At 70.9% G+C, this 24,325-nt stretch carries 23 protein-coding genes and 2 tRNA genes; 14 read left to right on the top strand and 11 right to left on the bottom strand.

The window, feature by feature from the left end; all coding sequences use genetic code 11:
• Positions 1–52 precede the first annotated feature (52 nt).
• From VQ03_RS22900 to trpC, 3 genes are all read left to right on the top strand, one after another.
• Positions 53–688, top strand: a complete 636-nt coding sequence (locus VQ03_RS22900; protein ID WP_048453217.1) for an anthranilate synthase component II — start codon at positions 53–55, stop codon at positions 686–688.
• Between the two features lie 45 nt (positions 689–733).
• Positions 734–1,747 (top strand): anthranilate phosphoribosyltransferase, encoded by a 1,014-nt coding sequence (trpD, locus tag VQ03_RS22905; protein ID WP_048453218.1) that lies wholly within the window; start codon positions 734–736, stop codon positions 1,745–1,747.
• A 204-nt stretch (positions 1,748–1,951) separates the two neighbouring features.
• Complete coding sequence (trpC, locus tag VQ03_RS22910) at positions 1,952–2,743, top strand: indole-3-glycerol phosphate synthase TrpC (RefSeq protein ID WP_048453258.1); 792 nt, start codon at positions 1,952–1,954, stop codon at positions 2,741–2,743.
• On the opposite strand, the gene VQ03_RS22915 is transcribed toward trpC, so the two are convergent.
• Positions 2,734–3,612 carry an alpha/beta fold hydrolase gene (locus VQ03_RS22915; protein WP_048453219.1) on the bottom strand — a complete coding sequence of 293 codons (879 nt, stop codon included), beginning with the start codon at positions 3,610–3,612 and terminating at the stop codon, positions 2,734–2,736. The genes trpC and VQ03_RS22915 overlap by 10 nt on opposite strands.
• Positions 3,613–4,240: 628 nt before the next feature.
• On the bottom strand, positions 4,241–5,221 hold the full coding sequence (locus VQ03_RS22920) for a PfkB family carbohydrate kinase (protein ID WP_048453220.1): 981 nt from the start codon (positions 5,219–5,221) through the stop codon (positions 4,241–4,243).
• A 56-nt stretch (positions 5,222–5,277) separates the two neighbouring features.
• Here VQ03_RS22920 and VQ03_RS22925 point away from each other — a divergent pair, with 56 nt between their 5' ends.
• Positions 5,278–6,057: a GntR family transcriptional regulator gene (locus VQ03_RS22925; protein ID WP_048453221.1), complete on the top strand. Its 780-nt coding sequence runs from the start codon at positions 5,278–5,280 to the stop codon at positions 6,055–6,057.
• Here the strand turns inward: VQ03_RS22925 and VQ03_RS22930 are convergent.
• The 7 genes from VQ03_RS22930 to VQ03_RS22960 form a co-directional block, all read right to left on the bottom strand.
• A complete protein-coding gene (locus VQ03_RS22930) occupies positions 6,033–6,695 on the bottom strand; it encodes a helix-turn-helix transcriptional regulator (RefSeq protein ID WP_048453222.1) in 663 nt (220 codons plus the stop codon). The genes VQ03_RS22925 and VQ03_RS22930 overlap by 25 nt on opposite strands.
• A gap of 558 nt (positions 6,696–7,253) precedes the next feature.
• Entirely contained in the window at positions 7,254–8,363 is a 1,110-nt protein-coding gene (locus tag VQ03_RS22935; protein WP_053078704.1) for a hypothetical protein, read from the bottom strand.
• 118 nt (positions 8,364–8,481) lie between these two features.
• Positions 8,482–10,137: an acetolactate synthase large subunit gene (locus VQ03_RS22940; RefSeq protein ID WP_048453223.1), complete on the bottom strand. Its 1,656-nt coding sequence runs from the start codon at positions 10,135–10,137 to the stop codon at positions 8,482–8,484.
• Between the two features lie 178 nt (positions 10,138–10,315).
• Complete coding sequence (locus tag VQ03_RS22945) at positions 10,316–10,936, bottom strand: hypothetical protein (RefSeq protein WP_048453224.1); 621 nt, start codon at positions 10,934–10,936, stop codon at positions 10,316–10,318.
• On the bottom strand, positions 10,926–11,825 hold the full coding sequence (locus VQ03_RS22950) for a ParA family protein (protein ID WP_048453225.1): 900 nt from the start codon (positions 11,823–11,825) through the stop codon (positions 10,926–10,928). Before VQ03_RS22950 ends, VQ03_RS22945 begins: the two co-directional genes overlap by 11 nt.
• A gap of 175 nt (positions 11,826–12,000) precedes the next feature.
• A complete protein-coding gene (locus tag VQ03_RS22955) occupies positions 12,001–12,840 on the bottom strand; it encodes a hypothetical protein (RefSeq protein ID WP_048453226.1) in 840 nt (279 codons plus the stop codon).
• 133 nt (positions 12,841–12,973) lie between these two features.
• Positions 12,974–13,606 carry a 2OG-Fe(II) oxygenase gene (locus tag VQ03_RS22960; RefSeq protein WP_048453227.1) on the bottom strand — a complete coding sequence of 211 codons (633 nt, stop codon included), beginning with the start codon at positions 13,604–13,606 and terminating at the stop codon, positions 12,974–12,976.
• A 471-nt stretch (positions 13,607–14,077) separates the two neighbouring features.
• Between VQ03_RS22960 and VQ03_RS22965 the strand changes: the two genes are divergently transcribed.
• The 3 genes from VQ03_RS22965 to VQ03_RS22975 all read left to right on the top strand — a co-directional run bounded on the left by VQ03_RS22965 (position 14,078) and on the right by VQ03_RS22975 (position 16,217).
• Positions 14,078–15,868, top strand: a complete 1,791-nt coding sequence (locus tag VQ03_RS22965; protein WP_048453228.1) for an ABC transporter ATP-binding protein/permease — start codon at positions 14,078–14,080, stop codon at positions 15,866–15,868.
• A gap of 70 nt (positions 15,869–15,938) precedes the next feature.
• Positions 15,939–16,013: transfer RNA gene (locus VQ03_RS22970), tRNA-Val, on the top strand.
• 129 nt (positions 16,014–16,142) lie between these two features.
• Positions 16,143–16,217, top strand: a tRNA-Val gene (locus VQ03_RS22975).
• Between the two features lie 157 nt (positions 16,218–16,374).
• On the opposite strand, the gene gph is transcribed toward VQ03_RS22975, so the two are convergent.
• Positions 16,375–17,079 carry a phosphoglycolate phosphatase gene (gph, locus tag VQ03_RS22980; RefSeq protein WP_048453229.1) on the bottom strand — a complete coding sequence of 235 codons (705 nt, stop codon included), beginning with the start codon at positions 17,077–17,079 and terminating at the stop codon, positions 16,375–16,377.
• A 197-nt stretch (positions 17,080–17,276) separates the two neighbouring features.
• On the opposite strand from gph, the gene VQ03_RS22985 reads away from it, so the two are divergent.
• The 5 genes from VQ03_RS22985 to gor all read left to right on the top strand — a co-directional run bounded on the left by VQ03_RS22985 (position 17,277) and on the right by gor (position 21,911).
• Complete coding sequence (locus tag VQ03_RS22985; protein ID WP_048453230.1) at positions 17,277–17,699, top strand: hypothetical protein; 423 nt, start codon at positions 17,277–17,279, stop codon at positions 17,697–17,699.
• Between the two features lie 259 nt (positions 17,700–17,958).
• Complete coding sequence (rpiA, locus tag VQ03_RS22990; RefSeq protein WP_048453231.1) at positions 17,959–18,669, top strand: ribose-5-phosphate isomerase RpiA; 711 nt, start codon at positions 17,959–17,961, stop codon at positions 18,667–18,669.
• Between the two features lie 64 nt (positions 18,670–18,733).
• Positions 18,734–19,291 carry a DUF2059 domain-containing protein gene (locus tag VQ03_RS22995; RefSeq protein WP_048453232.1) on the top strand — a complete coding sequence of 186 codons (558 nt, stop codon included), beginning with the start codon at positions 18,734–18,736 and terminating at the stop codon, positions 19,289–19,291.
• Positions 19,288–20,508 (top strand): O-antigen ligase family protein, encoded by a 1,221-nt coding sequence (locus VQ03_RS23000; protein WP_048453233.1) that lies wholly within the window; start codon positions 19,288–19,290, stop codon positions 20,506–20,508. The genes VQ03_RS22995 and VQ03_RS23000 overlap by 4 nt, the downstream gene beginning before the upstream one ends.
• A 5-nt stretch (positions 20,509–20,513) precedes the next feature.
• Positions 20,514–21,911 (top strand): glutathione-disulfide reductase, encoded by a 1,398-nt coding sequence (gene gor, locus VQ03_RS23005; RefSeq protein ID WP_048453234.1) that lies wholly within the window; start codon positions 20,514–20,516, stop codon positions 21,909–21,911.
• A 93-nt stretch (positions 21,912–22,004) separates the two neighbouring features.
• Here the strand turns inward: gor and VQ03_RS23010 are convergent, their stop codons facing one another.
• Positions 22,005–22,832: a helix-turn-helix domain-containing protein gene (locus VQ03_RS23010; RefSeq protein ID WP_048453235.1), complete on the bottom strand. Its 828-nt coding sequence runs from the start codon at positions 22,830–22,832 to the stop codon at positions 22,005–22,007.
• Positions 22,833–23,274: 442 nt separating this feature from the next.
• Here VQ03_RS23010 and VQ03_RS32165 point away from each other — a divergent pair, with 442 nt between their 5' ends.
• Positions 23,275–24,006: an AzlC family ABC transporter permease gene (locus VQ03_RS32165; protein WP_083468172.1), complete on the top strand. Its 732-nt coding sequence runs from the start codon at positions 23,275–23,277 to the stop codon at positions 24,004–24,006.
• The gene (locus tag VQ03_RS23015) at positions 23,991–24,311 is read left to right on the top strand and encodes an AzlD domain-containing protein (protein WP_048453236.1); all 321 of its coding nucleotides are present in this window, start codon (positions 23,991–23,993) and stop codon (positions 24,309–24,311) included. Before VQ03_RS32165 ends, VQ03_RS23015 begins: the two co-directional genes overlap by 16 nt.
• Positions 24,312–24,325: the final 14 nt, after the last annotated feature.

A 24,325-nucleotide genomic window follows, 5' to 3' on the forward strand; every position in this document is an offset into this window, starting at 1 on the left:
CCCTTGACCTGCCGCCACCCCAAGCCCCACACCGCGCCCGCGAGAGGCGCCCATGTCCGACATCCTGGTCATCGACAACTACGATTCCTTCACCTGGAACCTCGTCCACCTGATCGGGCCGCTCGCCGGCTCGATCGAGGTGGTGCGCAACGACGCGATCACCGTCGAGGAGATCCGCCGCCGTGCGCCGGATGCCCTGGTGCTGTCGCCGGGCCCTTGCACTCCGAGCGAGGCGGGGGTCTGCCTCGACGTCGTGCGGGAGTTGAGCGACGAGATCCCGATGCTCGGCGTCTGCCTCGGCCTCCAGGCGATCGGCCAGGCCTTCGGCGGCGACGTGGTCCGGGCGCCCGCGCCGATGCACGGGAAGGTCTCGCAGGTGCAGCATCGGGCGACCGGGCTGTTCCGGGGCATCAACGGGCCCTTCGCGGCGACGCGCTACCACTCGTTGATCGTCGAGCGGGCGACCTGCCCGGCCAACCTCGTGGTGACCGCGGAAGCCGACGGGTTGATCATGGCCCTGGAGCATGCGGAGCGGCCGGTGCACGGGGTGCAGTTCCACCCCGAGAGCATCCTGTCGCAGCACGGTGCCACGATGGTGCGTAATTTCCTCGACCTCGCTTCGGCCTGGAACGCCGATACCCGGAATGTGAAGGCCCGGGGTGACAAGCACGGCCGAGATGTGCATTGACGGGACCGGCCCGACACCCGCGCTGAGATCAGGCTCGTTATCGTCATGGACTCGTTCAAGCCCTACCTGGCGAAGGTCGCCACGGGCGCCGCGCTGACGCGCGAGGAGGCGCGCCGCGCCTTCGACCATCTGCTCTCCGGCGAGGTGACGCACGCCCAGGCCGGTGCCTTCCTGATGGCCTTGCGCGTCCGCGGCGAGGCGGTGGATGAGATCGCCGGCGCCGCCGGCGCTCTGCGCGAGCGCATGACCCGCGTCGCGGCGCCCGACGGCGCGATCGACATCGTGGGGACCGGCGGCGACCATTCGGGCAGCTACAACGTCTCGACCCTGGCGGCGATCGTCACCGCCGCCTGCGGCGTGCCGGTGGCCAAGCACGGCAACCGCGCCGCCTCGTCCCGCTCCGGCGCCGCCGACGTGCTCGCGGCGCTGGGCGTCGGCATCGGCCTGACGCCGGAGCACCTCGCCCGCTGCCTCGCCGAGGCGGGCCTGTGCTTCATGTTCGCCCAGTCGCACCACGCCTCGATGCGCCACGTGGCGCCCGTGCGGGTGGAGATCGGCACCCGGACGCTGTTCAACGTGCTGGGACCGCTGTGCAACCCGGCCGGGGTGTCGGCGCAGCTGCTCGGCGTGTACGCCCCCTCCCTCGCCGAGCCGATGACCCGGGTGCTCTCCGAGCTCGGCAGCCGCCGGGTCTGGACCGTGCACGGCTCGGACGGGCTCGACGAGATCACCACCACGGGTCCCACCGCCGTGGTGGCCCTGGAGGACGGCGCATTCCGTCACTTCACCATCGATCCGCAGGAGCTCGGCCTGCGCCTCGCGCAACCGGAGGAACTGCGCGGCGGCGATCCGGCCCACAACGCGAGCGCCTTGCGCGAGGTGCTGGACGGCGCCCGCACGCCCTACCGCGACATCGGTGTGCTGAATGCCGCGGCGGCCCTGATGGTCGCCGGGCGCGTTGACAGCTTGCAGGACGGCGTCGCGCGCGCCGCCCAGGCGATCGACACCGGCGCGGCCAGGGCGGTCCTGGAGCGCCTGGCGACCGTCTCCAACGCGTGATCACCCCGCCTCGCGGCGGATTTCCGATACCCGAAGCGACCCCCGACACGCTCCCGAGGGGAGGACACGGCCTTGTCCGACACCGAAACGACCTCCCAGGATTCGACGTCCCAGGATTCGACCTGCCAGAGTTCGACCTCCCAGAGTTCGACCTCCCAGAGTTCGACCTCCGCCGGGGGCGAGGCCCGGCCGCGCCCGGCCGACGTGCTCGCCCATATCGAGGCCTATAAGCGGCGCGAGATCGCCTCGGCGAAGCTGCGCGTGCCGCTCGCCGAGCTGGAGAAGCGCGCTGCGAAGGCGGATCCGCCCCGCGGCTTCGCCGACGCGATCGCGGCCCATCTCGCGGAGGATCGCTTCGCGCTGATCGCCGAGATCAAGAAGGCCTCGCCCTCCCGCGGCCTGATCCGCGAGGATTTCGATCCGCCGGCTCTGGCCTGCGCCTACGAGGCGGGCGGCGCCACCTGTCTCTCGGTGCTCACCGACGAGCCCTCCTTCAAGGGCAAGCCCGAATACCTGACCGCGGCCCGCGCCGCCTGCTCCCTGCCGGTCCTGCGCAAGGACTTCCTGTTCGAGCCCTACCAGGTGGTCGAAGCCCGGGCCTGGGGCGCCGACTGCATCCTGGTCATCATGGCAAGCCTCGACGACGACGAGGCCGCCGCCCTGGTCGAGACCGCCCACGACCTCGGCATGGACGTCCTGGTCGAGGTGCATGACGAGGCGGAGCTGGCCCGCGCCCTCCCCCTCGGCACCCGGCTCATCGGCGTCAACAACCGCTCCCTACGCACCTTCGAGGTGTCCCTCGACAACGCCGTGCGCCTGAGCCCGCTTGTGCCGCCGGATCGGATCCTCGTCGGCGAGAGCGGCATCGGCGGCCATGCCGACGCGCAGGTCCTGGCCAAGGCCGGCATCCGCACGATGCTGGTCGGCGAGAGCCTGATGCGGCAGGACGACGTGACGGCGGCGACGAAGCGGCTGCTGTTCGGTGATCAGGCCTGAGCTTCGGCGGAGGCGGTCAGGAAGCCGATCAAGGCCGCGTTGACCGCTTCCGGCTCCTCGTGCTGGAGCCAGTGGGTGGCGTCGGGGAAGTACCGCACCGCACCCTGCGCGCAGAGGCGCAGGCTCTCGGCGGCGAGGCCGCGCTCCAGCGCCGTGTCCCGTTCGCCCCAGAGCACCAGGACCGGCGGCAGGATCGGCGCCGGCGCGGGCTGCCGGGGCAGGCGCAGCGCCCGGTACCAGTTCAGCATCGCGGTGATCGCCCCGGGGCGCCGCCAGGCGGCCGCGTAGAGATCGAGGTCGTCGGGCGAGAAGGCGCCGGTCCGGCTCGACGAGGTCAGGGCGCGGCGGAGCGCGGCGCAGTCGCCGGCCCGCAGCAGGGCTTCCGGCAGGCCGGGCAGCTGGAACAGCCCGACATAGAAGCTCCGCAGCGCCTGGCTCGGATGCCGGCGCGCATAGGCGCCGAAGACGTCCGGATGCGGCGCGTTGAGGATCGCCACGCGCTCGAGACGGTCCGGATGGTGCGATGCCACCCACCAGGCGACGAGGCCGCCCCAATCGTGCCCGACGAGGCGGATCCGCTCGTGCCCGAGGGCGTCGGCGAGGCCGATCACGTCGCCGGCGAGGCGGTCGAGGTGGTAGGCCTTGATTCCCTCCGGCCGGCTCGACAGGCCGTAGCCGCGCTGGTCCGGCGCCACGACCCGCAGGCCGGCCGCCGCGAGCGGCCCGATCTGGTGGCGCCAGCCCGACCAGGTCTCGGGAAAGCCGTGCAGCAGCACGGTGAGCGGCCCGTCCGCAGGGCCGGCCTCGGCGACGTTCAGGGTCAGGCCGCGGACCGGGATGCGCCGCGTGGCGGGCTCGATGGGCGTCATCGCGGCGGCTCCTGTGAGTCTGTCTCGACGGACGAGAGCGAAACGCGGTGGCCGTGAGCCGGGTCCGATCGACTGACGCAACGTGAACTGTTGCGCCACGGCATCACATGCGTCGTCGATGCCACAACAGGCGGGCGGGCCCTTGCCAGCTGAGCAGCCAGCGCGTAATTCTAGACCTGCAACGCGGCGATGGCGTCGCGGCGTTGCTGCCCTCTTTGGGCGTTTCCTCCCTAGACTTGGGCCACACCTCGCGTGTGGCCTTTTTTCTTCGGTGCGCGTGCATCTGTCAACGGCCAAGCCGGCCGGAACGGCAGCCGATTCACGCCGTTCTCGCATCCCGACAGGACCTTGCACCCTGCCCGGCGAGCGCGGGGCAGTCCCGGGACAGCAGCCTTTACGATCTATCAAGCAAAGGTGCGAATGCGCACTGCGCGGCGCCACCCCGAGCCCTACACGTCGCCCCGTCACGCGACGAAGGAGGTGCGGCGATGATCAGGGAAAAACTCGACGACATCCGCTTCATCGTGACCCTCGCGGCCGTCGCGATGCTGGGTAGCCTGCTCGCCGGGCTGTTCGGCTGAGCCGCCCCACCCGATTTCTTGCAGGAAGACTTGTGCCGGGGCGCCCGTCACGCGAGCAGGGCAGCGACGGCGTCGCGATCCGGGAGGGCGTCGAAGACGCCCTTGCGGCAAACCACGCAGGCACCGCAGGCCGCGGCCAGGCGCAGGCTCTCGGCGAGCGGGCGCCCCTCGGCAAGGCCGACCGCCAGGCCCGCCGTGAAGGCGTCGCCGGCGCCGAGGGTGTCGACGGCCGCGACCGGGAAGGCGGGCTGGACCAGGGCGGGATGACCGGCCTGGAAGGCGAGCGCCCCGCCCGCCCCGACCGTGACCACGACGAGGGCCGGCCCGCAGGCGAGCAGGGCCTCGGCGAGGGCGCCGAAGGCGTCCGGCTCCGTCCTGCCCTCCGGCGAGTCCAGGCCGAGGGCGGCGGCGAATGCCGCGGCCTCGACGGCGTTGACGACCAGGATCGTCGTCGCGGCCAGAATCTTCGAGGCCCGGATCTCCTGCCCCGGCATCCGGAACGGCGACGGATTGAGCAGGGTCCGCACGCCCGCCGCGCGGGCGATCCGAAACGTCTCCGCGATCGCGGCGTCGCCGACCTCGAACTGCGCCAGGACGAGGTCGGCCCGGGCGATCCGGTCCGCCACCCGCCCCACCTCGGCCGGCCCGAGCCGGGCATTCGCCCCCGGATGCACGGCGAGGCAGTTCTCCCCCGCCGCGTCGGTGAAGCCGATTCCCGCCCCGGTCGGCCCGGGAAATCCGTGCAGCATCGCGGCCGGCAGGCCCGCGCGGTCGAGCGCCGGCCCGGCGAGGGCCGCCAGGGCGTCGTCGCCAATCGCCAGGAGGCCGTCCACCGCGGCGCCAAGGCGCCGGGCCCCGACCGCGAGGTTGAGGCCCTTGCCGCCCGGCTCGACCAGGAAAGCCTGTGCTTCCAGGGATTCGCCCGCTCGCGGCAGGCGCGCAACCGTGGCAGAACAGGCCACCACGAAGCTGCCGAGAACGAAGAGAGCCGGATTGGCCGCCATGCTGACGCTCATCTCGACGCTCATGCCGCATCTCCGTCCCGCCTCGCCGGCACGCCTGTCCCGGACCGGCTGACGCGCCGATGCCCGAACACCCGCCCGGGCCCGGCCCAGGCCACCCTGCGCTCCCGAGCCTGGTCCGGCTGCGCCACGATACCGCGAAGCCGCTCTACCAGCAGCTGGAAGAACAGCTCCGCACGCTGATCGAGGACGGCACGGTGGCGGGCGGCACGACGCTGCCCGCCGAGCGGCCCTTCGCGGAGGCGCTCGGCGTCAGCCGCACGACGGTGCAGCGCTGCTACGATTCCTTGCGCCGGCAGCATTATCTCAGCGCCCATGGCCGTCACGGCTTCATCGTCGCGGCCGGGCGCACCCGGCTCAGCCCGGGCATGGACCGGCTCAAGGGCTTCACCGAGGAGATGCGCGAGCTCGGCCGCGTGCCCTCGACGCGGATCGTCGAGCGCCGCGTGGTCCAGGACCGCTCGATCGCCTCGCTGTTCGGCCTGCCCTCGACCGCGCCGTTCCTGAAGCTGGTCCGCATCCGCTGCGGCGACGGGATGCCGCTGTCGCGGGAGGTGGCGTGGTACGACCTCACGGCGGTGCCGGCCCTCGCGGAGGGCGATCTCGACGGTTCGGTCTACGCGTTCCTGGGCGCTCACGGGGCGGCCCTGGTGCGGTGCCGCCAGACCATCGAGGCCGCGACGCCGGACGAGACCGAGTGCGCGGTGTTCGGCTTCACGCAAGCCCTGCCCTGCCTCCTGATCAAGCGCCGCTCCTATGCCCGGGACGACCGGATGATCGAATATGTCGAGGGCCTCTTCCGTGGTGATGCCTACGCCTACCGGCTCGACCTGAGGGCGTGAGTCGGCGCCGCCTCTGCTTCGTAACCGGCCACCGGCAGCTGCACCGCCGCCACCAGGGCGACGAGCTGGCTCTGCTGGCGGGTGCCGGTCTTGAGGAAGATTCGGGCCACGTGGGTCCGCGCGGTGGTGACGCTGATGCCGAGCGCGGCCGCGATTTCGGCCAGGCAGCCGCCGCGGGCCAGCGCCGCGCCGACCTGCGCCTCGGCCCGGGTGAGGCCGAACAGGGTGCGCAACTGGACCTCGGTCCGCCCCTGCGCCCGCAGCAGGCGGGCGACCACCACCGCCCGGCCCGGCGCCGCGGCATCGATGAGCGGCGAGACGCAGACCGAAACGCCCGGCTCGTCCGGAGTGCCGCCTTCGAGCTGGAGGAAGCCTCCCGCCTCCCCGTGCCTGTCGTCGCACGCCGCCTGGATCAGGGCGAGGAGTCGCGCTCTGCCATCCGCGTGTCGGGCACCCAGATGCCGGGTGACCTGGCAGCCGCCGGTCGCAGGCCGGCCGGAGAGCGCCCCGTCGGGCCGCTCGATGAGGTCCGTCGCCTCCCGGTTCGCGTGGAGGATGTGACCCTGCCGGTCGACCACCAGCACCGCGAGGGCGAGTGCGTCGAGGGCGGCCGCCGCCGCCGGCTGCCAGGCGGTCACGGTGCCGTGGTCCCGGTCACGCGGCTGCGCCGCCGCCCGTCATCCGTCCGCGGGGTTCCGCGCCGGCCGCGCCCGCCCCACGGGAGCCTCCTCCATGAGCACGCATGCATCGTCTGCCCCCCGGCGACTCTCCGTGATTGAGCGGGCCGTGACCCGCCTGAGTCCATATAAGTACCAAAGCCTCATCCACACAAGACTGTTTTTGGACCGAGTGCCGCGCGGTCTAGATCTGTGATGATTGTTTCCTGGTGCCACAGATGCTTGTGTTCGGTATCGATCGTGGCCGCGCGGTCGGGATTGGCCTCATCCTTTCGGAGGGTGTGCGCGAGCGATGGGCGTCCGTCGCGGAGTATCGACGCAGGTCCGGTCGTGGAGGCTGGCGACGCGGCTCCCGTGTCGCGCCGATCCCTATGACATCCGAAGGACGAGCCGAGACGAAGGCGGGTGATCCATGAAGAGGATCCGCCATGAACCCAGCGGAAGGCGGCGATCGTCGTCGCGGCGGCGTCTGGCCGGGAGGTCCGGTCTTCGCTGCGCTGCAGCGAGGCGACAATGCGGTCAGGCGGCAGCGTCTGCCGGCCGCAGCACCGGTCGCCGGGGCCGGCGCCAGATCATCCGGCCGAGAGCGGTCCCGGCGCGGCGGCAGAACAGGGCGGCGGCCAGGAACCAGGCGAGGCCGAGCCACAGCCCTTGCAGCACCGCCAGGAGGCCGGATCCCAGCACCAGGGCGCCACGGCCGAGCAGCGCCAGGACCGCGCGGGTGCGCCCGCCCAGGCCTTCAGACAGGCGGGCGACGCGGCGCAGGTCGTCGGCGTTCTCCGCCACCGACAGCGCCTGCAGCGTGCCGCGGGCGCCGAGCCGCGCCTGGATCCGGGCCGATTGCTCGCCGACGCCGCGGATCTCCCGGAGGGCGCCCGGTCGCAGCACACCCTTCGCTCCCTGGCGCAGCGCCGCGAGGTCGAGCCGGCCGGCGGCCGCCGTGGCGAGGGCCAGGGCGTCCCGGTCCACGGCGGCGCCGACGCTGCGGGTGAGCCGCGCGGCCAGGGGCCGGGACAGCTTGCCGGTACGGGCGGCGAGCTTCAGGGTCGTGGTGCCGGCATGGACCGGTACACTACTGCCGAGGGAGACGATCGTGGCGCCGGTGAGCGCCAGCCCGGCGGTGGCCAGCCCGAGGAGCAGCGGGTCGTAGGCCTCGCCGCGAGCGAGCCGTCCGCCCTCGCGCCACAGGTCGCGCAGGTCGCCGTAGCCGACGAGGTCGCCCGCCACGGCGCCGGCGAGGCCCGCCATGCCGGCCCCCTCCCCGCTGACGAAGCCGGTGGCGGCCTCCGCCAGGGCCCGGCGCGGCGCGCCGTCGGCGAGCGCCGCCACGGCCGCTCGCCGCTCCGGCGAGACCGGCACGCCCCGCTCCCCGGCGAGCGCCAGGAAGCTCCGGGCCAAGTCCTCGTCGCCTGCCGCCACGGCCGCGTCGAGACCGGTGCCGATCCGCTCGGAATCGGCGACCGATGCCAGGCGCAAGGTGGCGAGCGCCGCCGGGTCGTCGGCGGCCGCGCGCAGGTGCCAGGCATGGGCCCACTCAGGCAGCACGACGGGCGCGGCCAAGGCGATGCCGGCAGCGCCGAGCAGCATCAGCATCCCGCCCGCGCGCCAGCGCCAGCGCGGATCCGGCACGGGAACCCTCACGGCCCGAAGCAGACTTGCGTCGGCAAGCCAACGCTTCGTCCGCTCAGGTTCTCGTTCGGTCGCAGGTTCTTGTCGCAAAACCGGCTGCCACTTTTGCGAAGTCTGCTTAGCCCGGCTCGACCTGCGGGGCCTGCCCGCCCAGCTCGTCGACCAGGACGCGGGTGTTCTCGGAATAGTCGATCGGGACCGCGACGAGGTGCACGCCGCCCGCCGCGAAGGCGGCCTCCAGGGTCGGCGCCAGCGCCTCCGTCGAGGTCACCCGGTGGCCCTTGGCACCGTAGGATTCGGCGTAGGCGACAAAATCCGGGTTGCCGAAAGTCATCCCGTAATCGGGGAAGTGGTCGACCGCCTGCTTCCAGCGGATCATGCCGAAGGCGCTGTCGTCGAGGACCAGCACCACGAGGTCGAGCTTGAGGCGCACCGCCGTCTCGAGCTCCTGGCTGTTCATCATGAAGCCGCCGTCGCCGCAGACCGACAGCACCCGGCGCTCCGGATGGACGAGCTTGGCCATCATCGCCGAGGGCAGCCCCGCGCCCATCGTGGCGAGCGCGTTGTCGAGGAGCAGCGTGTTGGCGACGTGGGTGCGGTAGTTGCGGGCGAACCAGATCTTGTACATGCCGTTGTCGAGGCAGACGATCCCGTCCTCCGGCATCACCGCGCGGACGTCGTGGACGAGTCGCTGCGGGGTGACCGGGAAGCGGTCCTCCTCGGCCCGGTCGTTGATGCGGGCGAGGATGTGCTGGCGCATCTTCAGGAGGCCCGGCTCCGGATCGAGCTTTCCGCCGAGCCGGTCGGCGAGGGCCGTGACGGTGGCGCCGATATCGCCCACCACCTCGGCGTCGGGATGGAAGACCTCCTCGACGCTGGCCGAGACGTAGCCGATATGGATCACCCGCGGCCCGCCCGCGACCCGGCCCATCAGGAAGGGCGGCTTCTCGACGGTGTCGTGGCCGACCGAGATGATCAGGTCGGCGCTGTCGATCGCCTCGTGGACGTAGTCGCGCTCCGAGAGGGCGGCGGTGCCGACATAGAGGTTCGAGCCGCCGGTGACCGCGCCCTTGCCCATCTGGGTGTTGAAGAACGGGATCTGCGTGCGGCGCACGAAATCCGACAGTGGTTCGACCAGGCGCGGCCGGTTGCCGGCGGCGCCGATCATGATCAGCGGGCGCCGGGCCTGCAGGATCATCGCGGCGGCGCGCTCGATGGCGGCGGGGTTCGCCACCGGCCGGTCGATCGGGTGCGACGGCACCAGGGCGACGTCGGCCTCCTCGGCCGCGACGTCCTCCGGCAGTTCGAGATGGACCGGGCCGGGCCGCTCCTCGGTGGCGACCCGAAAGGCGTCGCGCACGATGGTCGGGATCGAGGCGGCCGAGACGATCTGGCGCGTCATCTTGGTGAGCGGGCGCATCGCCGCGATCACGTCGACGATCTGGAACCGGGCCTGGCGGGCGCTCATGATCGGCTTCTGGCCGGTGATCATCAGCATCGGCATCGCGCCGAGATGGGCGTAGGCGGCGCCCGTCGTGAAGTTGAGGGCGCCGGGCCCGAGGGTCGAGATGCACACGCCGGGCCTGCCTGTGAGCCGCCCGTGGGTCGCCGCCATGAAGGCCGCCGCCTGCTCGTGCCGCGTCAGCACCAGCTCGATCTTCGAGGAGCGCAGGGACTCGACGACGTCGAGGTTCTCCTCGCCCGGGATGCCGAAGATCCGGTCCACGCCTTCGTTCTCGAGGGCGGCCACCAGCAGATCTGATCCTTTGGACATGTCATGCTCTCTCGGACATTGCTCGTCTTCTGAGACGTCGAAAAGCTCACGATGTGCCGAGCGGACCCTTGCGGGATCTCACCTGTGGCGTCATCGCCGCATTCCGTCACGACAGCCGCCCACGGTCACGATTGTTCACGCCGATCGGCCCTTCAGCCCCCTCATTCCTGCAACCCTCTCATTCCTGCTGGCGCGGGCGCCGCGGCGGGCGGGCCGCCATTGCGGCGGAGGCCAGGGCGTCGGCGGGCGCTGCCTGGCCGGCCGGCGGGCGCGCCTTGGCGGGGGCCGGATCCGGCACGGCCGCGACGGACGCCGGGGCGACCGGCTGCCGAGCCGATTCCTCGGTCGGTTCCTCAGTCGGTTCCTTGGCCGGCTCTTTGTTCGGCTCCGGCGCGATTCTGGGTGCGGCCTTGGCGGCGGGCTTCGCCTTCGGCGCCTTGGCCGGCTTCGGCTTGGCGGCCGGCGGCGCCACCGGGTCGAGCGCGGCGGCGAGCGCCATCAGGTGCCGGCGATGCGCGACGGCCGGCCCGTCCTTCAGGTCCGGGTGGTGCTTGTCGAGGCGGGTGACCAGGGCCTTGACCTCGGCGTCCTTGAGCCCGTCGACGATCAGCGCCAGGGGCTGGGGGCCGAGCGCCTCGCGCACCGCGCGCAGGCCGGCCAGGTCGAGGGTCTTGGCCTTCAGCTGCTTCGTCACCAGCGCGTGGGCGGCCTTGGTGACGTCGCTGCGGATCGCCGGGAAGGCCTCCGGCGCTTCGGCGATCGCGCACAGGACCGCGAGGCCGTCGATCTCAAGCGCCATCCAGGGCCTCCCTCAGCTCGGCCACCACCGGCGTGATCACCTCGCCGATCAGGTCGCGGCTGGCGTCACGATACTTGTTGGCAAAGGTCTGATACTCTAGGGTGAGCGCGTTCGCCAGGGCCGCCGATTGCGGGACCCGGGTCTTGAACAGTCGAAACCGCGCGTCTTCCGCTGCGGCGCTCTGCTGGAGGGTGGCGTAGGTCGTCGCCTGCTGCTTGGTGTTCTGCCAGCGGGTGATCAGCACGTGCGGCGGGCGCTTGGGCGCCAGCATGCTCTCCGAGGCGCTGCCGACGCCCCAGATCGTCTCGTAGAACGCCTTGAGCCCGTAGGTGGAGAGGAAGTCGGCAATGCAGGCGACCACCACGAGGTCGCTCGCCCGGATCGCCACTTCGGTCATCGGCGAGATGCCGGGCGCGCAATCAAACAGCACGTAATCGTACTGGTCGCGCAGGGGAGCAAAATCCTCCTGGAACAGCTTCCACAGGTGGCCCTCGATGGCGTGCATCGAGTAGTTGCGCTTGGTCAGCGCGTAGATGATCTCGCGCTCGACGATGCGCAGGGACGGGCCGGAGGCGATGAGCGAGATCGGCAGCGGCTCGCCGAGATGCGTGGTGCTGCTGACGTAGTCGCGGATGAAGTCCGGCAGGGAGGCCTTGTCGCGGTCGACGATGCGCAGGCCGAGATAATAGTCGAGGGTGCGCCCTCCGGTGATCATCTCGGCCAGGATGCCGTCGCCGGCGAAGCACACCGAGGCGCTGGCCTGGGGGTCGAGGTCGATCACCAGCACCGAGGCGCCGCCGGCGGCGAGGGCGTCGGCCAGCATCACCACGCTGGTGGTCTTGCCGACGCCGCCCTTCATGTTGGCGACCGCGACGAGCTTGCCGGTCATGCGCGCGATCCCGGTCGCGATCCGGCCCTCGGCCGCGGGGCGGGGATCCGCAGCGGCGACGCGGCGGGTGGGCGGAACGGGGCCATCAGGGCTCTCTTCACGGCGGGCTCCCTTTCCACCACCGCTGTTTGCGGCAAGTCAAGGCCGGTTGCAGCAGGCCGCTGCGCCCGCGGCCTCAGCCGTCGGAGCAGCGGATGTAGGTGGTGGCGCCGCGCCCGCTCGCCCAGGTCAGCCGGCTTCCCGTCACGGTCAGGCGAACCCGCGAGGTCCAGCGGCGGCCGGCGCTGTGGCAGGATGCGGTCACGGTCCAGGAACGTCCCTCGCGCCGCCTGTCCCGGAACTGGCACAGGGTCTTGCCGGCCCGGGCGCCGTCCGCCCGAATCACCGCCGGCAGGAAGCCGCGGCGCGCCGACCGGCTTTTGGCGCAGGCGGCGGCGCTCGGCCCCCACACGCCCGCATAGGCCGGCGCGGCCTCCTCGTCGCCGTCGCCCTCGGCCTGGCGCGGGGCCTCCCGCGCGGGCGCCTCCTGCCCGGCCTGGGACGCGCCGGCGCGAGTCTCTTGTCGGGTTTCCTGCCGTGTCGGCGGCGCCGCGGCCCGGGCCGGCCGGGGCGGGGCCGCCGGCCGCTCCTCCGGGTCGTCGTCGGGCGCGAGGTCGTGGGCGGGGGCGGCCTTCACCGGGCCGAAGCCGGAATCGCCCGGAGCCTCCTCGCGGGGGGCGCCGCGCAGGGAGGCGGTGCCACCGTCCTGCGGTGCGCCGTCGCGGGCGCCGACCCGGCCGGGCGGCTCGCGCCAGCCGCCCGCCGGCGGGCCGGCCTCCGGCGGCGCGGCGTCCGGCGGCGGCCGGCGGCGGAAGATCGGGATCGAGGAGCGGTAGGGCTTCGACAGCACCGGCGGGTCGGCGGGCATCTCGAGGTCCGACTGCGCGACGGCGCGGCCGGGCCCGACCGTGCAGGCCGCGCCGGCCAGCACGAACAGGCCGGCCATCAACAGGCCCGCGCGGTGAAACGCCCTCATGATGCCCCCAGCGTCCCCCGGTCGATGCCGGTGGTCAAGTCTTAGAGCGCACGGGCCGGTGTGGACACCGGTTCGCGGCCGATCCCGGGCCCGGGCGCGCTTCGCGGCGCCGGTGTCACCCAGCGGGCACGGCCTAACGGCCGAAGATCCCCTTCAGGAACTGCGCCGTGCGGTTGCGCTTGCGCTTGCGCTCCAGCTCGGCCGCGTCCTTCACCCAGGCGACCTGCACCACGCGGCGCTCGCCCTCGAACGGCCGGTGGCCGTGCCAGGAATTGTCGGCGCGCAGGAAGGCGAACATCGTCCCCATGGTCGGCGGCACCTCGACCGCGTAGGGCTCGAACCGCTCGCCGTCGTAGAGCACCCTCAGGCGCCCGGCCTCCGGCGCGTCCCACTCGTCGTTCATGTAGACGAGCAGCGTCATCACCTTCGACGGGCCGTCGGTGTGGATCGCGCCGTATTTCGGCTGCGAGCGGCGCATGATCGTGGTGAGCCGCGGGCAGGAGACCAGGTCGATGCCGAACTTCTCGCTCAGGACCTGCGAGAAGGCGTCGCTCTCGAGCTCGTCGATCAGGTCCTTGAACCGGCCGGTGAGCTGGACCTCGTCCACCGTGAGGTAGCCGGGCTTGGCGATGGCCGGGAAATCGCGCTTGAGCGCGTCGATGGCATCGGGCCGCAGAACCTGCCGACCCAGGAAGTAATGGTAGGGATCGTGCGCGAGCGGGGCGGCGCGTACGGCATCGACGTCGAGGATCGAGAGGGACGACATGGGCTGATCGCACTCGTCAAGTCTGGCGGCGGCAGGTCTCACGGCCGTCAACGGGTCCACGGGACATCGGCGGACCATCGGGGCGGATTGCGGCGGCGGCGGGGCACCGCGGCCCATGAGGCGTCGGCCTCCCGGCCGTTTCGGCCTGCGGCGCCGCGCGGCGCGACGGGATCGCGCGTTCACGTCTCGGCGAGCGTGCGGGGATCGCGCCTTGCCGCAGGTGAACGGGGTTTAACTTGCAACGGCAACGGCGCCATGGTCCTGCCACGGGACTGACCCATGGCGGGTGGGAAGGCCACGGGCTCCTGCCGCATCTCGCGAGGCTCCCGCCGCGCTGCAACAGCGTCGACCGGGCGTTTCGTGAGACGGCATGCCAAGCCCGGCGCGCACTCGACCGCCACCGAATCACCGGCCCGCCACGGACAGGCGGGCCCGCTTGAGGCCCGCCCGCCGGGCGGCCCGGAGACCGCGATGCACGGCTTGAAGCAGGCCCTCCTGCAGATCTGGCGCCTGGCCTATCCCTACTACACGACCCGCGAGGTCACGACGGTGCGGCTGTGGCCGCTGCCGGCGGTCCAGATGCAGGAGCGCTGGGTGGCCCTGACCATGGCCGCCCTGGTGATCGGCATCGAGTTCGCCCAGGTCGCCATCAACGTGCGCCTGTCGTACTTCAACCGCGACTGGTTCAACGCCATCCAGGGCAAGGACGCCGCGGCGTTCTGGTCGCTCCTGTTCTCGGTGTTCTGCCTCTGGGCGGCGGTCTACGTGGCGAGCGCGATCATCCAGTACGTGATCCAGTCGTTCCTTCGCATTCGCTGGCGGGCCTGGATGACGCGCCACTACGTCGACCGCTGGCTCGGCAACGACACCCATTACCGGATGGGCTTCTCCGGTGCCCAGGCCGACAACCCCGACCAGCGCATCGCCGACGACATCGACCAGTTCACCCAGACCACCCAGTCGCTGACCATCAGCTTCCTGTCGGCGGTCTCGAACCTGATCTCGTTCTCGGTCATCCTGTGGAACATCTCGTCCGCCTTCACGGTGCCGGGGACCGATTGGCACGTGCCGGGCTTCCTGGTCTGGGGCGCGCTGATCTATTCGGCCCTCGTCACCTGGATCACCCATCGCATCGGCCGGGCGCTGGTCGGGCTCAATTTCGAGCAGCAGCGCCGCGAGGCGGATTTCCGCTTCTCGCTGGCTCGCCTGCGCGAGTACGGCGAGCAGGTGGCGCTGCTGGGCGGCGCCCGGGCCGAGAGGGTCTCGCTCGGTGACCGCTTCGGCGCGCTGATCCAGAACTTCTACGCCATCGTCGACCGCCGCAAGAAGCTCGCCGCCTTCACGGTCAGCTACCAGCAGGTCAACGTGGTGATCCCCTACATCCTGGTCGCGCCCTACTACTTCACCGGCCAGATCCCGCTCGGGGTGATGACGCAGACTGCCGGCGCGTTCTCGCGGGTGGAGAGCACGATGTCGTTCTTCATCACGTTCTACGTGACGCTGGCCGACTACAAGGCGCAGGTCGACCGGCTCACCACCTTCGACGCCGCGATGAACCGGGCCGACGCGATGGCGGCATCGAGCGCGCTGGCGGTCGTGCCGGCGGCGGGGGGCGGCCTGCACCTCAAGGGTCTCGCCCTCGACCTGCCGGACGGACGGCGCATCGCCGAGGCGCCCGCCCTCTCCTTCCGCCCCGGCGAGACGACGCTGCTCACCGGCCCCTCGGGCTCGGGCAAGTCGACGTTGTTCCGCGCCATCGCGGGCATCTGGCCCTTCGGCGAGGGCTCGGTCACGACGCCGGAGGGCGCGCGCCTGATGCTGCTGCCGCAGCGGCCCTACCTGCCGATGGGGACCTTGCGCGCCGCCGCCACCTACCCGGAGCCTGCCGGGCGCCACGACGACGCGGCGGTCCGGGCGGCCCTGGAGGCGGCGCGCCTCCCCCACCTCGCCTCCCGCCTCGACGAGGAGGCGCCCTGGGCCCAGGCCCTGTCCCTCGGCGAGCAGCAGCGCCTCGCCGTCGCCCGGGCGCTGCTCGCCAAGCCCGACTGGCTGTTCCTCGACGAGGCCACCGCCGCCCTCGACGAGCCGACCGAGGCCGCGCTCTACCGCATGCTGCGCCAGGAACTGCCGGACACGACGATCGTCTCGATCGGCCACCGCTCGACGCTGACCGCCTTCCACGACCGGCGGATCGACATGACCCGCCGCGAGGATGGCCGCTTCGTGCCGACGGACCTCGTCGCGACCGTGCCGGCGCAGTAGCCGCCCACCTCCGCGGGAGCGACGAAGCGCCTTGACGCGCTGCGTCGCCCCGCCTAGAAGCCGGCTCACAGGGCGCGTAGCTCAGCGGGAGAGCATTCGCTTCACACGCGAAGGGTCACAGGTTCAATCCCTGTCGCGCCCACCACCCTTTTTGAGAGTTGGACGGTTCGAGTTCGTGGCTTCCCGGCGCCACGCAGCCTCGATCGTCGAGAGGTTCGGTCCGCGATGCGGTGGCCCAAGCGCCCCGCATCACCCCCGCACGGGACCGATCATCGGGCGCGTAGCTCAGCGGGAGAGCATTCGCTTCACACGCGAAGGGTCACAGGTTCAATCCCTGTCGCGCCCACCACTCCTTTCTACCTCAGATCGTCTCTGCCCAAGATCGTCGGCTGTCGTCGGAGAGTGTCTGTCGCTCACGACGCATCTGGCACGTTCCGGGCCATCCCGGGGCTGCAAGAGCGGAGCCCGGGATGACCCTGAGGGTGTCAGTGCCGTCGCGTCGACGGTCAGGCCGCGCCCGGATCCAGCCGGCGCACCGCCTCGTAGAGCGCATCGAAGTGCTGGATCACCACGTCGGGCTCCAACTCCTCCACCGGCACGTCGGTATAGCCGAACGGCACGGCCACCACCGGAATGCCGGCTGCCTTGGCGGTGGCGACGTCGGTGCGGGAATCGCCCACCATCACGGCCCGGGCCGGATCGCCGCCGGCCCGCGCGATCGTCTCGGTGAGGTGGCGCGGATCGGGCTTGAAGTACGGGAAGGTGTCCCGCCCGCAGATCGCCGCGAAGCGGTCCTTCACCCCGAGCAGCTCGAGGAGCCGGACCGAGTGGTCCTCCGGCTTGTTGGTGCAGACTGCGAGCCGGTAGCCCGCCTCCTCCAGCCGGTCGAGGGCGCCGGCGACGCCGGGAAAGAGGTGCGACACGTCGCACAGGTGCTGGCCGTAATGGGCGAGGAAGACCCGGAAGAGCACGTCGAGCCGGGCCGGCGTCAGCTCGCGCCCGCCGGCCGAAAAGCCGCGCTGGATCAGCGCGCGGGCGCCCGCCCCGATCAGCTCCCGGGCCTGCGAGACCGCCACCGGGGGCAGGCCCTCCTGCTCCAGGATGACGTTGAGCGTGCCGATGAGGTCGCCCGCGGTCTCCGCGAGGGTGCCGTCGAGGTCGAACACGACGATGGGCGGCAGGGCATCCGCGGCGGGCGTGGGGGTGGGCATGGGCTCTCGCTGGCTCGCATGGGGGAAAGTGCCTCCCATACAGGGGGGGGCCGCGCCGGGCCAAGCGCGGAGCCGCGCCTCCGACAGCAAGCCCCGGACAAGCGGCGCTGAGCTATAACACCGGGCGATGGGCGATTCGGCCGCCGCGCCGACGGCGCGCGGACCGTCGTCGCGATGGTTTCGAGGAGCGGCGCGCCATGCGTGCGAGAGCGGGTGTTCGGGTCAAGGGGGCCGGGCTGGCGGCCGGTGTCGCGGCGGGCCTGCTGGTCTCCGGCGCGGTGCAGGCCGCGTCCTACGAGTTCGTGCCGGCCCCCCAGGCCGACCTCAACCGGGTCTACCGGGTCGACAAGGCGACCGGCGAGGTCATCTCCTGCCAGTACGGCCTGCAGGAGAACACCATCGGCACCACCCTGTGCTTCGGTCCCGGCGAGGGCGCCGGGCCGCAGGCCCCCTCCGAGTACAGCCTGGTGGCCTCCCGCCACCTGCGCGAGGCCGGCGTCTTCCGGGTCAACCAGCGCACCGGCGCGATGAGCATCTGCTACGTGCTCGACGAGGCCGTGGTCTGCACGCCGCAGGGCAATGCCGGCAGCGTGGGGCCGGCGCCGGCGGGCAAGCCCTAAAGCCGGCAAGCTTCGAGGCCCCGGGCGGACGATCCTCCGTCACCGGGCCTGCCACCGGCCTGCCGCGACGCGGCGGCGTCTCGGGCGAGGCCGGATGGCCGCTTCCGCCTCCCCCGGCCGCGTGCTACGGGGCCTCTCGATCTGCGGGGCCGGCCGCCAGGACGCCCCGCCTGTCCGCATGTCGCCCGGCTGCGGGTGGACGAGAGAGACGAGACACCATGCCGATGTCCCAGATCCGTACGTCCCGCGGAGGCCGGCGTTGAGCCCCGCCGAGCTCAAGCGCGCCGCCGCCGCCCAGGCGGTCGGGCTGGTCGAGGACGGCATGCGCCTCGGCCTCGGCACCGGCTCGACGGCCACCCTGTTCGTCGATCTCCTCGGTGAGAAGGTCCGGGCCGGGCTCAAGGTCGTCGGCGTGCCGACCTCCGAGGCGACGCGCCGGGCCGCCGAGGCGGCGGGCATCCCGCTCACCACCCTCGACGAGACGCCCGACCTCGATCTCACCATCGACGGCGCCGACGAGATCGACCCGCAGCTGCGCCTGATCAAGGGCGGCGGCGGCGCGCTCCTTCGCGAAAAGATCGTGGCGGCGGCGAGCCGGCGCATGGTGGTGATCGTCGACGGCGCCAAGCGGGTCGATACCCTGGGGCGCTTCCCCCTGCCGATCGAGGTGGTGCCCTTCGGCCTCGTCGCCACCACCCTGGCGGTCGCCGCGGCGATCCGGTCCGCCGGCTGCGCCGGGCCGCTCTCCGTGCGCAAGGGCGCCGACGGCGCGCCCTACCTGACCGATGGCGGCCATCTGATCCTCGATGCCGGCCTGACCCGCATCCCCGATCCGGAGGCGCTGGCCCGCGCCCTCGTGGCGGTGCCGGGCGTGGTCGAGCACGGCCTGTTCATCGGGCTCGCCACCGGCGCGATCGTGGCGGAGGCGGCGGACGGCCAGCCCCGCATCGTCACCCTCGGGGCGGCCTGACGCGCCGCCTGCTTGTCCTCGTCCCGCCCGCCCCGCGCGGGCGCCGCCTTCCGGAGCCAACCGAATGTTCCCGCGCCGTCCCCGTGCCCTCCTGGCGGGCCTCCTCGCCGCGTCCCTCTCCGGCCCGTTCCTCGGCGGCCCGGCCCTCGCCCAGCCGAAGCCCGCCGCCCCCGCGGCGCCGGCCGCGCCGCAGCAGGCCGCGATCACCCCGAGCCACCTCGCGCTCGCCAAGGAGGTGATGCTCTCCTCCGGCATCGCCCGCTCGTTCGACTCGATCCTTCCGGCCTTCGGAGAGCAGATCAAGCAGGCGGCGGTCACCCGGCCCGAGCTGACCAAGGACCTCAACGAGGTTCTCGAGAAGATGCAGCCCGAGCTCGAGCTGCAGAAGCAGCGGATCATCGACACCGCCTCGCGCATCTACGCCACCAAGCTCACCGAGGCGGAGCTGCGCGACATCGCTACCTTCTTCCGCTCGCCCTCGGGCAAGCGCTACGTCGAGACCCAGCCCCAGGTGCTCGACGACATGGTGCAGGCGATGCAGACCTGGACCCAGGAGGTCTCGGAATACATGATGGTCCGGGTCCGGGCCGAGATGGGCAAGCGCGGCCACCAGCTGCAGTGACCGCCCGCACGGCCGGAAAGCGGGCAGCCGGGCTCGATCGTCTCGGCGCGATCGTCATCGCCGCCCTGCCGGCCTGCATGGCGGTGGCGAACCGGTCGAGCCCGGTGGTGGTCGGCCTCGCCGGGCTCCTGCTGCTCGCAGGAAGCGCGGCGGCCGGTCGCCCGCTGCGGGCGCTCCTCGTCGCGCCGCTGGCGACCCCGGTCGGGATGGCCGCCCTCGCCTTCCTGGCCTGGTGCTCGTTGAGCCTCGCCTGGAGCCCGCTGCCGGGCCTGTCGCTCCGTACGCTCTCCGAGTTCCTGCCGGCCCTCGCCGGCGCCTATCTGGTGGCGCGCCTCGCGCCGCCGCACCTGGCTTCCGTCGCCGGGCCGGCGGCGTGGATGCTGGTCGCGACCTGCGCCTACGTGGTGGCGGACCTCGCCTCCGGCCTCGTGATCCGCGAGGCCTTGGGGCAGCGCGTCGCCGCCTTCGCGTTCAACCGGCCGCTCCTCGTCATGATGCTGCTGGCCTTTCCCCTGGCGGCTTTCCTCGCGGCGAGCGGCCGGCGCGGCCTGGCGGCGCTCGTGGCGGCCTGCCTCGCGGTGGCGGCCTGGCGCTCGGTCAGCGGCGCGACGGTGCTGGGCCTCGCCACCGGCGCCCTCACCGTCTGCGCGTTGCGCTGGCTGCCGGCCCGGGCCGGGCTCGGGCTCACGGGGGCCGCCCTCCTCGGGGCCCTGGTCCTCGCGCCGGTCGAGGGCGATCTCCTGGCCCGGACCATGCCCGACGCCCTCCACCAGCGGCTCGCCGGCAGCTCCACCCGGGCCCGGGTCGCCATCGCCCGCAGCTTCGGCGCGGCGGTCGCCGCCGATCCCTGGCGCGGGGCCGGCTACGGCACCTCCGGGCGGTTCCAGGACGCACCGGTGGCCGAGCGCATCGAGCCCGAGATGCGCTTCATGCTGGCGGTCGGGCACCCGCATAACAGCTTCCTGCAGGTCTGGGCCGAGCTCGGGATCGTCGGCGCGACGCTCGCGGCCCTCGTCCTGGTCCTGACCCTGCGGACGCTCCTGGCCTGGAAGGCGGTGGCGCGCAGCGCGGCCCTGGCGCTCCTGGCGGCGGCCGGCATCGTCGCCTTCGTCGAGCACGGCGCCTGGCAGGCCTGGTGGACCGCCGGCCTCGGCGCGGCCATCGCCTGGCTGCGCGCCCTGCATTATCAATCGGAAGCCCCAAAGGACGAGCGGTGATTGCCATGACCGGGACCCAGCACGAGGCCTTCGACGTCGACCTGTTCGTGATCGGCGGCGGCTCCGGCGGGGTGCGGGCGGCGCGCATCGCCGCCGGCTACGGCGCCAAGGTGCAGCTCGCCGAGGAGTACCGGGTCGGCGGCACCTGCGTGATCCGCGGCTGCGTGCCCAAGAAGCTGATGGTCTATGCCGGCCGCTTTGCCGACGAGTTCGAGGACGCGGCCGGCTTCGGCTGGGAGGTCGGCACGCCGCGCTTCGACTGGGCGACCCTGAAGGCCCGGCGCGATGCCGAGGTGACGCGGCTGGAGGGCATCTACGCCACCAACCTGATGCGGGCCGGCGTCGAGGTGGTGGCCGACCGGGCGGTGATCGAGGACCCGCACACGGTGCGCCTGGTCCGCGCCGGCACGCGGGTGCGCGCCCGCCACATCCTGATCGCGGTCGGTGCCCATCCGGTCAAGGAGCCGCTGATCCCCGGCGCCGAACTCGCCATCACGTCGAACGAGGTGTTCGAGCTTGAGACCCAGCCGGAGCGGATCCTGGTTGTCGGCGGCGGCTACATCGCGGTCGAGTTCGCAGGTGTCTTCGCCTCCCTCGGCACCCGCACCACCCTGCTCCATCGCGGCGACCGGCTGCTGCGGGGCTTCGACGGCGAGATTCGCCAGGCCCTCGGCGAGGCCTACGCCAAGCGCATGGACCTCCGCCTGAACACGACGGTCCACCGCCTCGACCGGCGCGACGGCGCGATTTGCGCCACGCTGCACGACGGCAGCGAGATCCTGGTCGATCAGGTGCTGGTGGCGACCGGCCGGCGCCCCAACGTCGCCGGCCTCGGGCTGGAGAATGCGGGCATCACCCTCGACGCCGCCGGGGCGATTCCCGTCGACCGCTTCTCGCAGACCGCCGCGCCCTCGATCTACGCCGTCGGCGACGTCACCAACCGCGCCGCCCTCACCCCGATCGCGATCCGCGAGGGTCACGCCTTCGCCGACACGGTGTTCGGCCAGAAACCCTGGGCGGTGGACCACGACCTGATCCCGACCGCGGTGTTCTCGACGCCGGAGATCGGCGTCGTCGGCCATGGCGAAGAGGTGGCGCGGCGCCTCTGCGGCGAGATCGACGTCTACGAAGCCCGGTTCCGGCCGATGAAGGCGACCCTGTCGGGCCGCGACGAGCGGATCCTGATGAAGATCATCGTCGAGAAGGCGACCGACAAGGTGGTCGGCGTCCACGTGCTGGGCCACGATGCCGGCGAGATCATCCAGGCTGTCGGCATCGCGGTGACGATGGGGGCCAAGAAGGCCGATTTCGACCGCACCATCGCGGTCCACCCGACGGCCGGCGAGGAACTGGTGACGATGCGCACGCCCTCGGTGGTCAAGCAGCCGGTGGCGGTGGGGTGAGGCGGCGGGCGGGCGCTGCGGTGACGCGATGAAGGATCGGTCGGCGTCGGAACGGAATCTGGCCCAAATCTCTGGTCGAGACAGGTCGCGCTCCTAACGGCAGGCGTCGGCGTAGCGCCGCGGCGTCGTCCCGAAGGCCTTTTTGAAATGGCAGGTGAAATGGCTCTGGTCGTAAAATCCGGCATTCGCGGCCGCCAGCGCCGGTGATGTCCCTCTCGCCAACATGATCCGAGCCGCTTCGAGACGTCGGTGCACGACGTATTGATGGACGGTCATGTTGGTGTGGGCCTTGAACAGACGCATGAAGTGAAACGCACTCAAGCCGGCTTCCGCGGCGATGTCGTCGATCGTGAGCCGGCGGTCCAGATTGCTCATGATGTAATCGAGGCCACGCTGAATCGGAGCCTTTGACATCCGTCTGGGCGATGTCGGGCGCGAGCGCTGCCCGTAGCGGCGGACGAGCATCGCGAATGCCTGGTAGATCGCTTCCTGTCGGCGTGCGATGTCATCCGAACGGTACGCGGTGTCCGCGGCGGCCAGAAGCTTGTTCGACAGCTCCTTGTCCTCAATCAGACACGTCGTCCCGAAATCGAGCGACCCTCGGGAACATGCGAAAAGCTCATCCGACATTCGCTCGATGGTTGCGACACTCGGATAGAACGCCGAGTAATTCCAGCCCTCATGCCTCGCGGCGCTTTCCCCGGCATGCACTTCGCCGGGTGGGATGATCATAACCGTGCCCGGCAAGGCGATGCCGTGCGTTCCGCCGATGCAATGCTTCTGAGCGCCGGCACGGAAGGCCGCGACGACGAAGAAGTCATGGGCGTGCGCGTCATAGCGGTAAGTCCGACACTCTGCCCTTAGAATGTCCATCCCGCCCAGAACGTGGCTGTCATGCCAGAGCTCAATGACGTCGCCCATGCCTGCATCCTCCCGAGCGCTACGTGAACCATCGGATATGCGGTTGCGAGTTTCTTAAGGTCGCGACACCGCCGAGTCGACAGCAGGAATCTCCCAAGCGCAGCTTCTTCCTATAGACGCTCACGACCGCTGGATAACCCTTGCGGCCGGACGCAAGGAACCGTGGGAGAAAGGACTGCAATGGCGAGAGGGCTCATTTCTTGCACAGAATCTGCATACGACGCGGAAGCAGACCGCGAATCGATCCAAGTTTATTTTGGAAAATGAGCCGTGCTCGCCTCAGGTACATCTTGCTTCGGCATCGATGATCGCGATCGATACTGCATTATCGATCCGGCTCTGCAGCAGAAAGTTGACGGAAGAGAACATCTCCAAAAATTTCTATCAAAAATGACTCGTTCAGCGTTCCGATTGCAGCTTACGTCATATCTGCGAGGACGAAATGAGGCACATTGCAGCAACCCAGTTCAAGGAAGGCGTCATCGCCTGCCTGCCGACGGTCTTCGGGTATTGGAGCATCGGGTTTGCAGCCGGCAGCGTCGGATCTCTGTCGGGATACTCGATCATAGAGATCTCCATGCTCGCAGGACTGCTCTATGCGGGGTCCGCTCAGTTCCTGTTCTACGGAATGGCGGCGGCAGGCGCCGCCCCGCTCGCGATCGCTGCGGCGATCTTCCTCGTGAATGTCAGATATCTTTTGATGAGCTCTGCCTTGTCCCCCTTCTTCTACGGCCAGACATGGCTACAGAAACTTCTAGGCGGCGCGCTTCTCACCGATGAGACCTTCGGAGTCGCCTCCCAATATAGCAACAAGCACGACGCTCTCCCATTCTGGTGGCTTTTTGGCTTGAATTCGATGGCTTACTTGAATTGGATCGTTGCCAACGTCCTCGGCGCAACTCTGGCAGGAAGCATCCCGTCCAGCATTGCGGACGGATTGTCTTTCAGTCTAACAGCAATGTTCATCGGCACCCTTCTTCTGGCAAATTTTTCCAGCAAGAATAGAGTTAATGATTTATTCTGCATAATATTATCCGCCGCAATTTACGCTGCATTGTTGGGCAAAGTGGTTCCCAACATTGCCGTTCTTCTCGCGACGGTGGCTGGGGCGACAGCAGCGGTCGGCGTTGCGCTGTTCAGCCGGAAACGGGAGGTTTCATGCAGAATTCCGTAATCAGCGCCGTAGCCCTCGGTGCCGCAATTACCGTCTGCGCGCGTGCGTTGCCGATCGTCTTGTTATCGCAGATCAGGCTTCCCAAAATGGCGATGCTGTGGCTGAGCTTCGTGCCATCGTCCATCATGGCGTCGATCGTCGCGGCAGAACTCACCTCCGATCCGAGGATGACGGAAGCTGGCTGGAGCATCTCCGCACTCGCGGCAGCGGCGGCTCTGCTCGTGGGCATCCTCAGTCGCAGCCTGTTCTTCACCGTCTTCTCGGGAATGTCCACCTTCGTGCTTCTCAAGATGTTCCTTCCATAAATTCAAAGATCGGA

The sequence above is a fragment of the Methylobacterium tarhaniae genome, from assembly GCF_001043955.1.
Classification (GTDB): Bacteria; Pseudomonadota; Alphaproteobacteria; order Rhizobiales; family Beijerinckiaceae; genus Methylobacterium; species Methylobacterium tarhaniae.

Bases quoted from the DNA above. Each gene is read 5' to 3' on its own strand.
- VQ03_RS22920 (WP_048453220.1), bottom strand. From the start codon at position 5,221: ATGAGCGTCGAGATGAGCGTCAGCATGGCGGCCAATCCGGCTCTCTTC.
- VQ03_RS22945 (WP_048453224.1), bottom strand. From the start codon at position 10,936: ATGGCGCTTGAGATCGACGGCCTCGCGGTCCTGTGCGCGATCGCCGAA.
- VQ03_RS22900 (WP_048453217.1), top strand. From the start codon at position 53: ATGTCCGACATCCTGGTCATCGACAACTACGATTCCTTCACCTGGAAC.
- VQ03_RS22940 (WP_048453223.1), bottom strand. From the start codon at position 10,137: ATGTCCAAAGGATCAGATCTGCTGGTGGCCGCCCTCGAGAACGAAGGC.
- VQ03_RS22995 (WP_048453232.1), top strand. From the start codon at position 18,734: ATGTTCCCGCGCCGTCCCCGTGCCCTCCTGGCGGGCCTCCTCGCCGCG.
- VQ03_RS22955 (WP_048453226.1), bottom strand. From the start codon at position 12,840: ATGAGGGCGTTTCACCGCGCGGGCCTGTTGATGGCCGGCCTGTTCGTG.
- trpD (WP_048453218.1), top strand. From the start codon at position 734: ATGGACTCGTTCAAGCCCTACCTGGCGAAGGTCGCCACGGGCGCCGCG.
- VQ03_RS22960 (WP_048453227.1), bottom strand. From the start codon at position 13,606: ATGTCGTCCCTCTCGATCCTCGACGTCGATGCCGTACGCGCCGCCCCG.
- VQ03_RS22925 (WP_048453221.1), top strand. From the start codon at position 5,278: ATGCCCGAACACCCGCCCGGGCCCGGCCCAGGCCACCCTGCGCTCCCG.
- gor (WP_048453234.1), top strand. From the start codon at position 20,514: ATGACCGGGACCCAGCACGAGGCCTTCGACGTCGACCTGTTCGTGATC.
- VQ03_RS22965 (WP_048453228.1), top strand. From the start codon at position 14,078: ATGCACGGCTTGAAGCAGGCCCTCCTGCAGATCTGGCGCCTGGCCTAT.
- VQ03_RS22915 (WP_048453219.1), bottom strand. From the start codon at position 3,612: ATGACGCCCATCGAGCCCGCCACGCGGCGCATCCCGGTCCGCGGCCTG.
- VQ03_RS23010 (WP_048453235.1), bottom strand. From the start codon at position 22,832: ATGGGCGACGTCATTGAGCTCTGGCATGACAGCCACGTTCTGGGCGGG.
- VQ03_RS22950 (WP_048453225.1), bottom strand. From the start codon at position 11,825: ATGACCGGCAAGCTCGTCGCGGTCGCCAACATGAAGGGCGGCGTCGGC.
- gph (WP_048453229.1), bottom strand. From the start codon at position 17,079: ATGCCCACCCCCACGCCCGCCGCGGATGCCCTGCCGCCCATCGTCGTG.
- VQ03_RS32165 (WP_083468172.1), top strand. From the start codon at position 23,275: ATGAGGCACATTGCAGCAACCCAGTTCAAGGAAGGCGTCATCGCCTGC.
- VQ03_RS22985 (WP_048453230.1), top strand. From the start codon at position 17,277: ATGCGTGCGAGAGCGGGTGTTCGGGTCAAGGGGGCCGGGCTGGCGGCC.
- VQ03_RS23015 (WP_048453236.1), top strand. From the start codon at position 23,991: ATGCAGAATTCCGTAATCAGCGCCGTAGCCCTCGGTGCCGCAATTACC.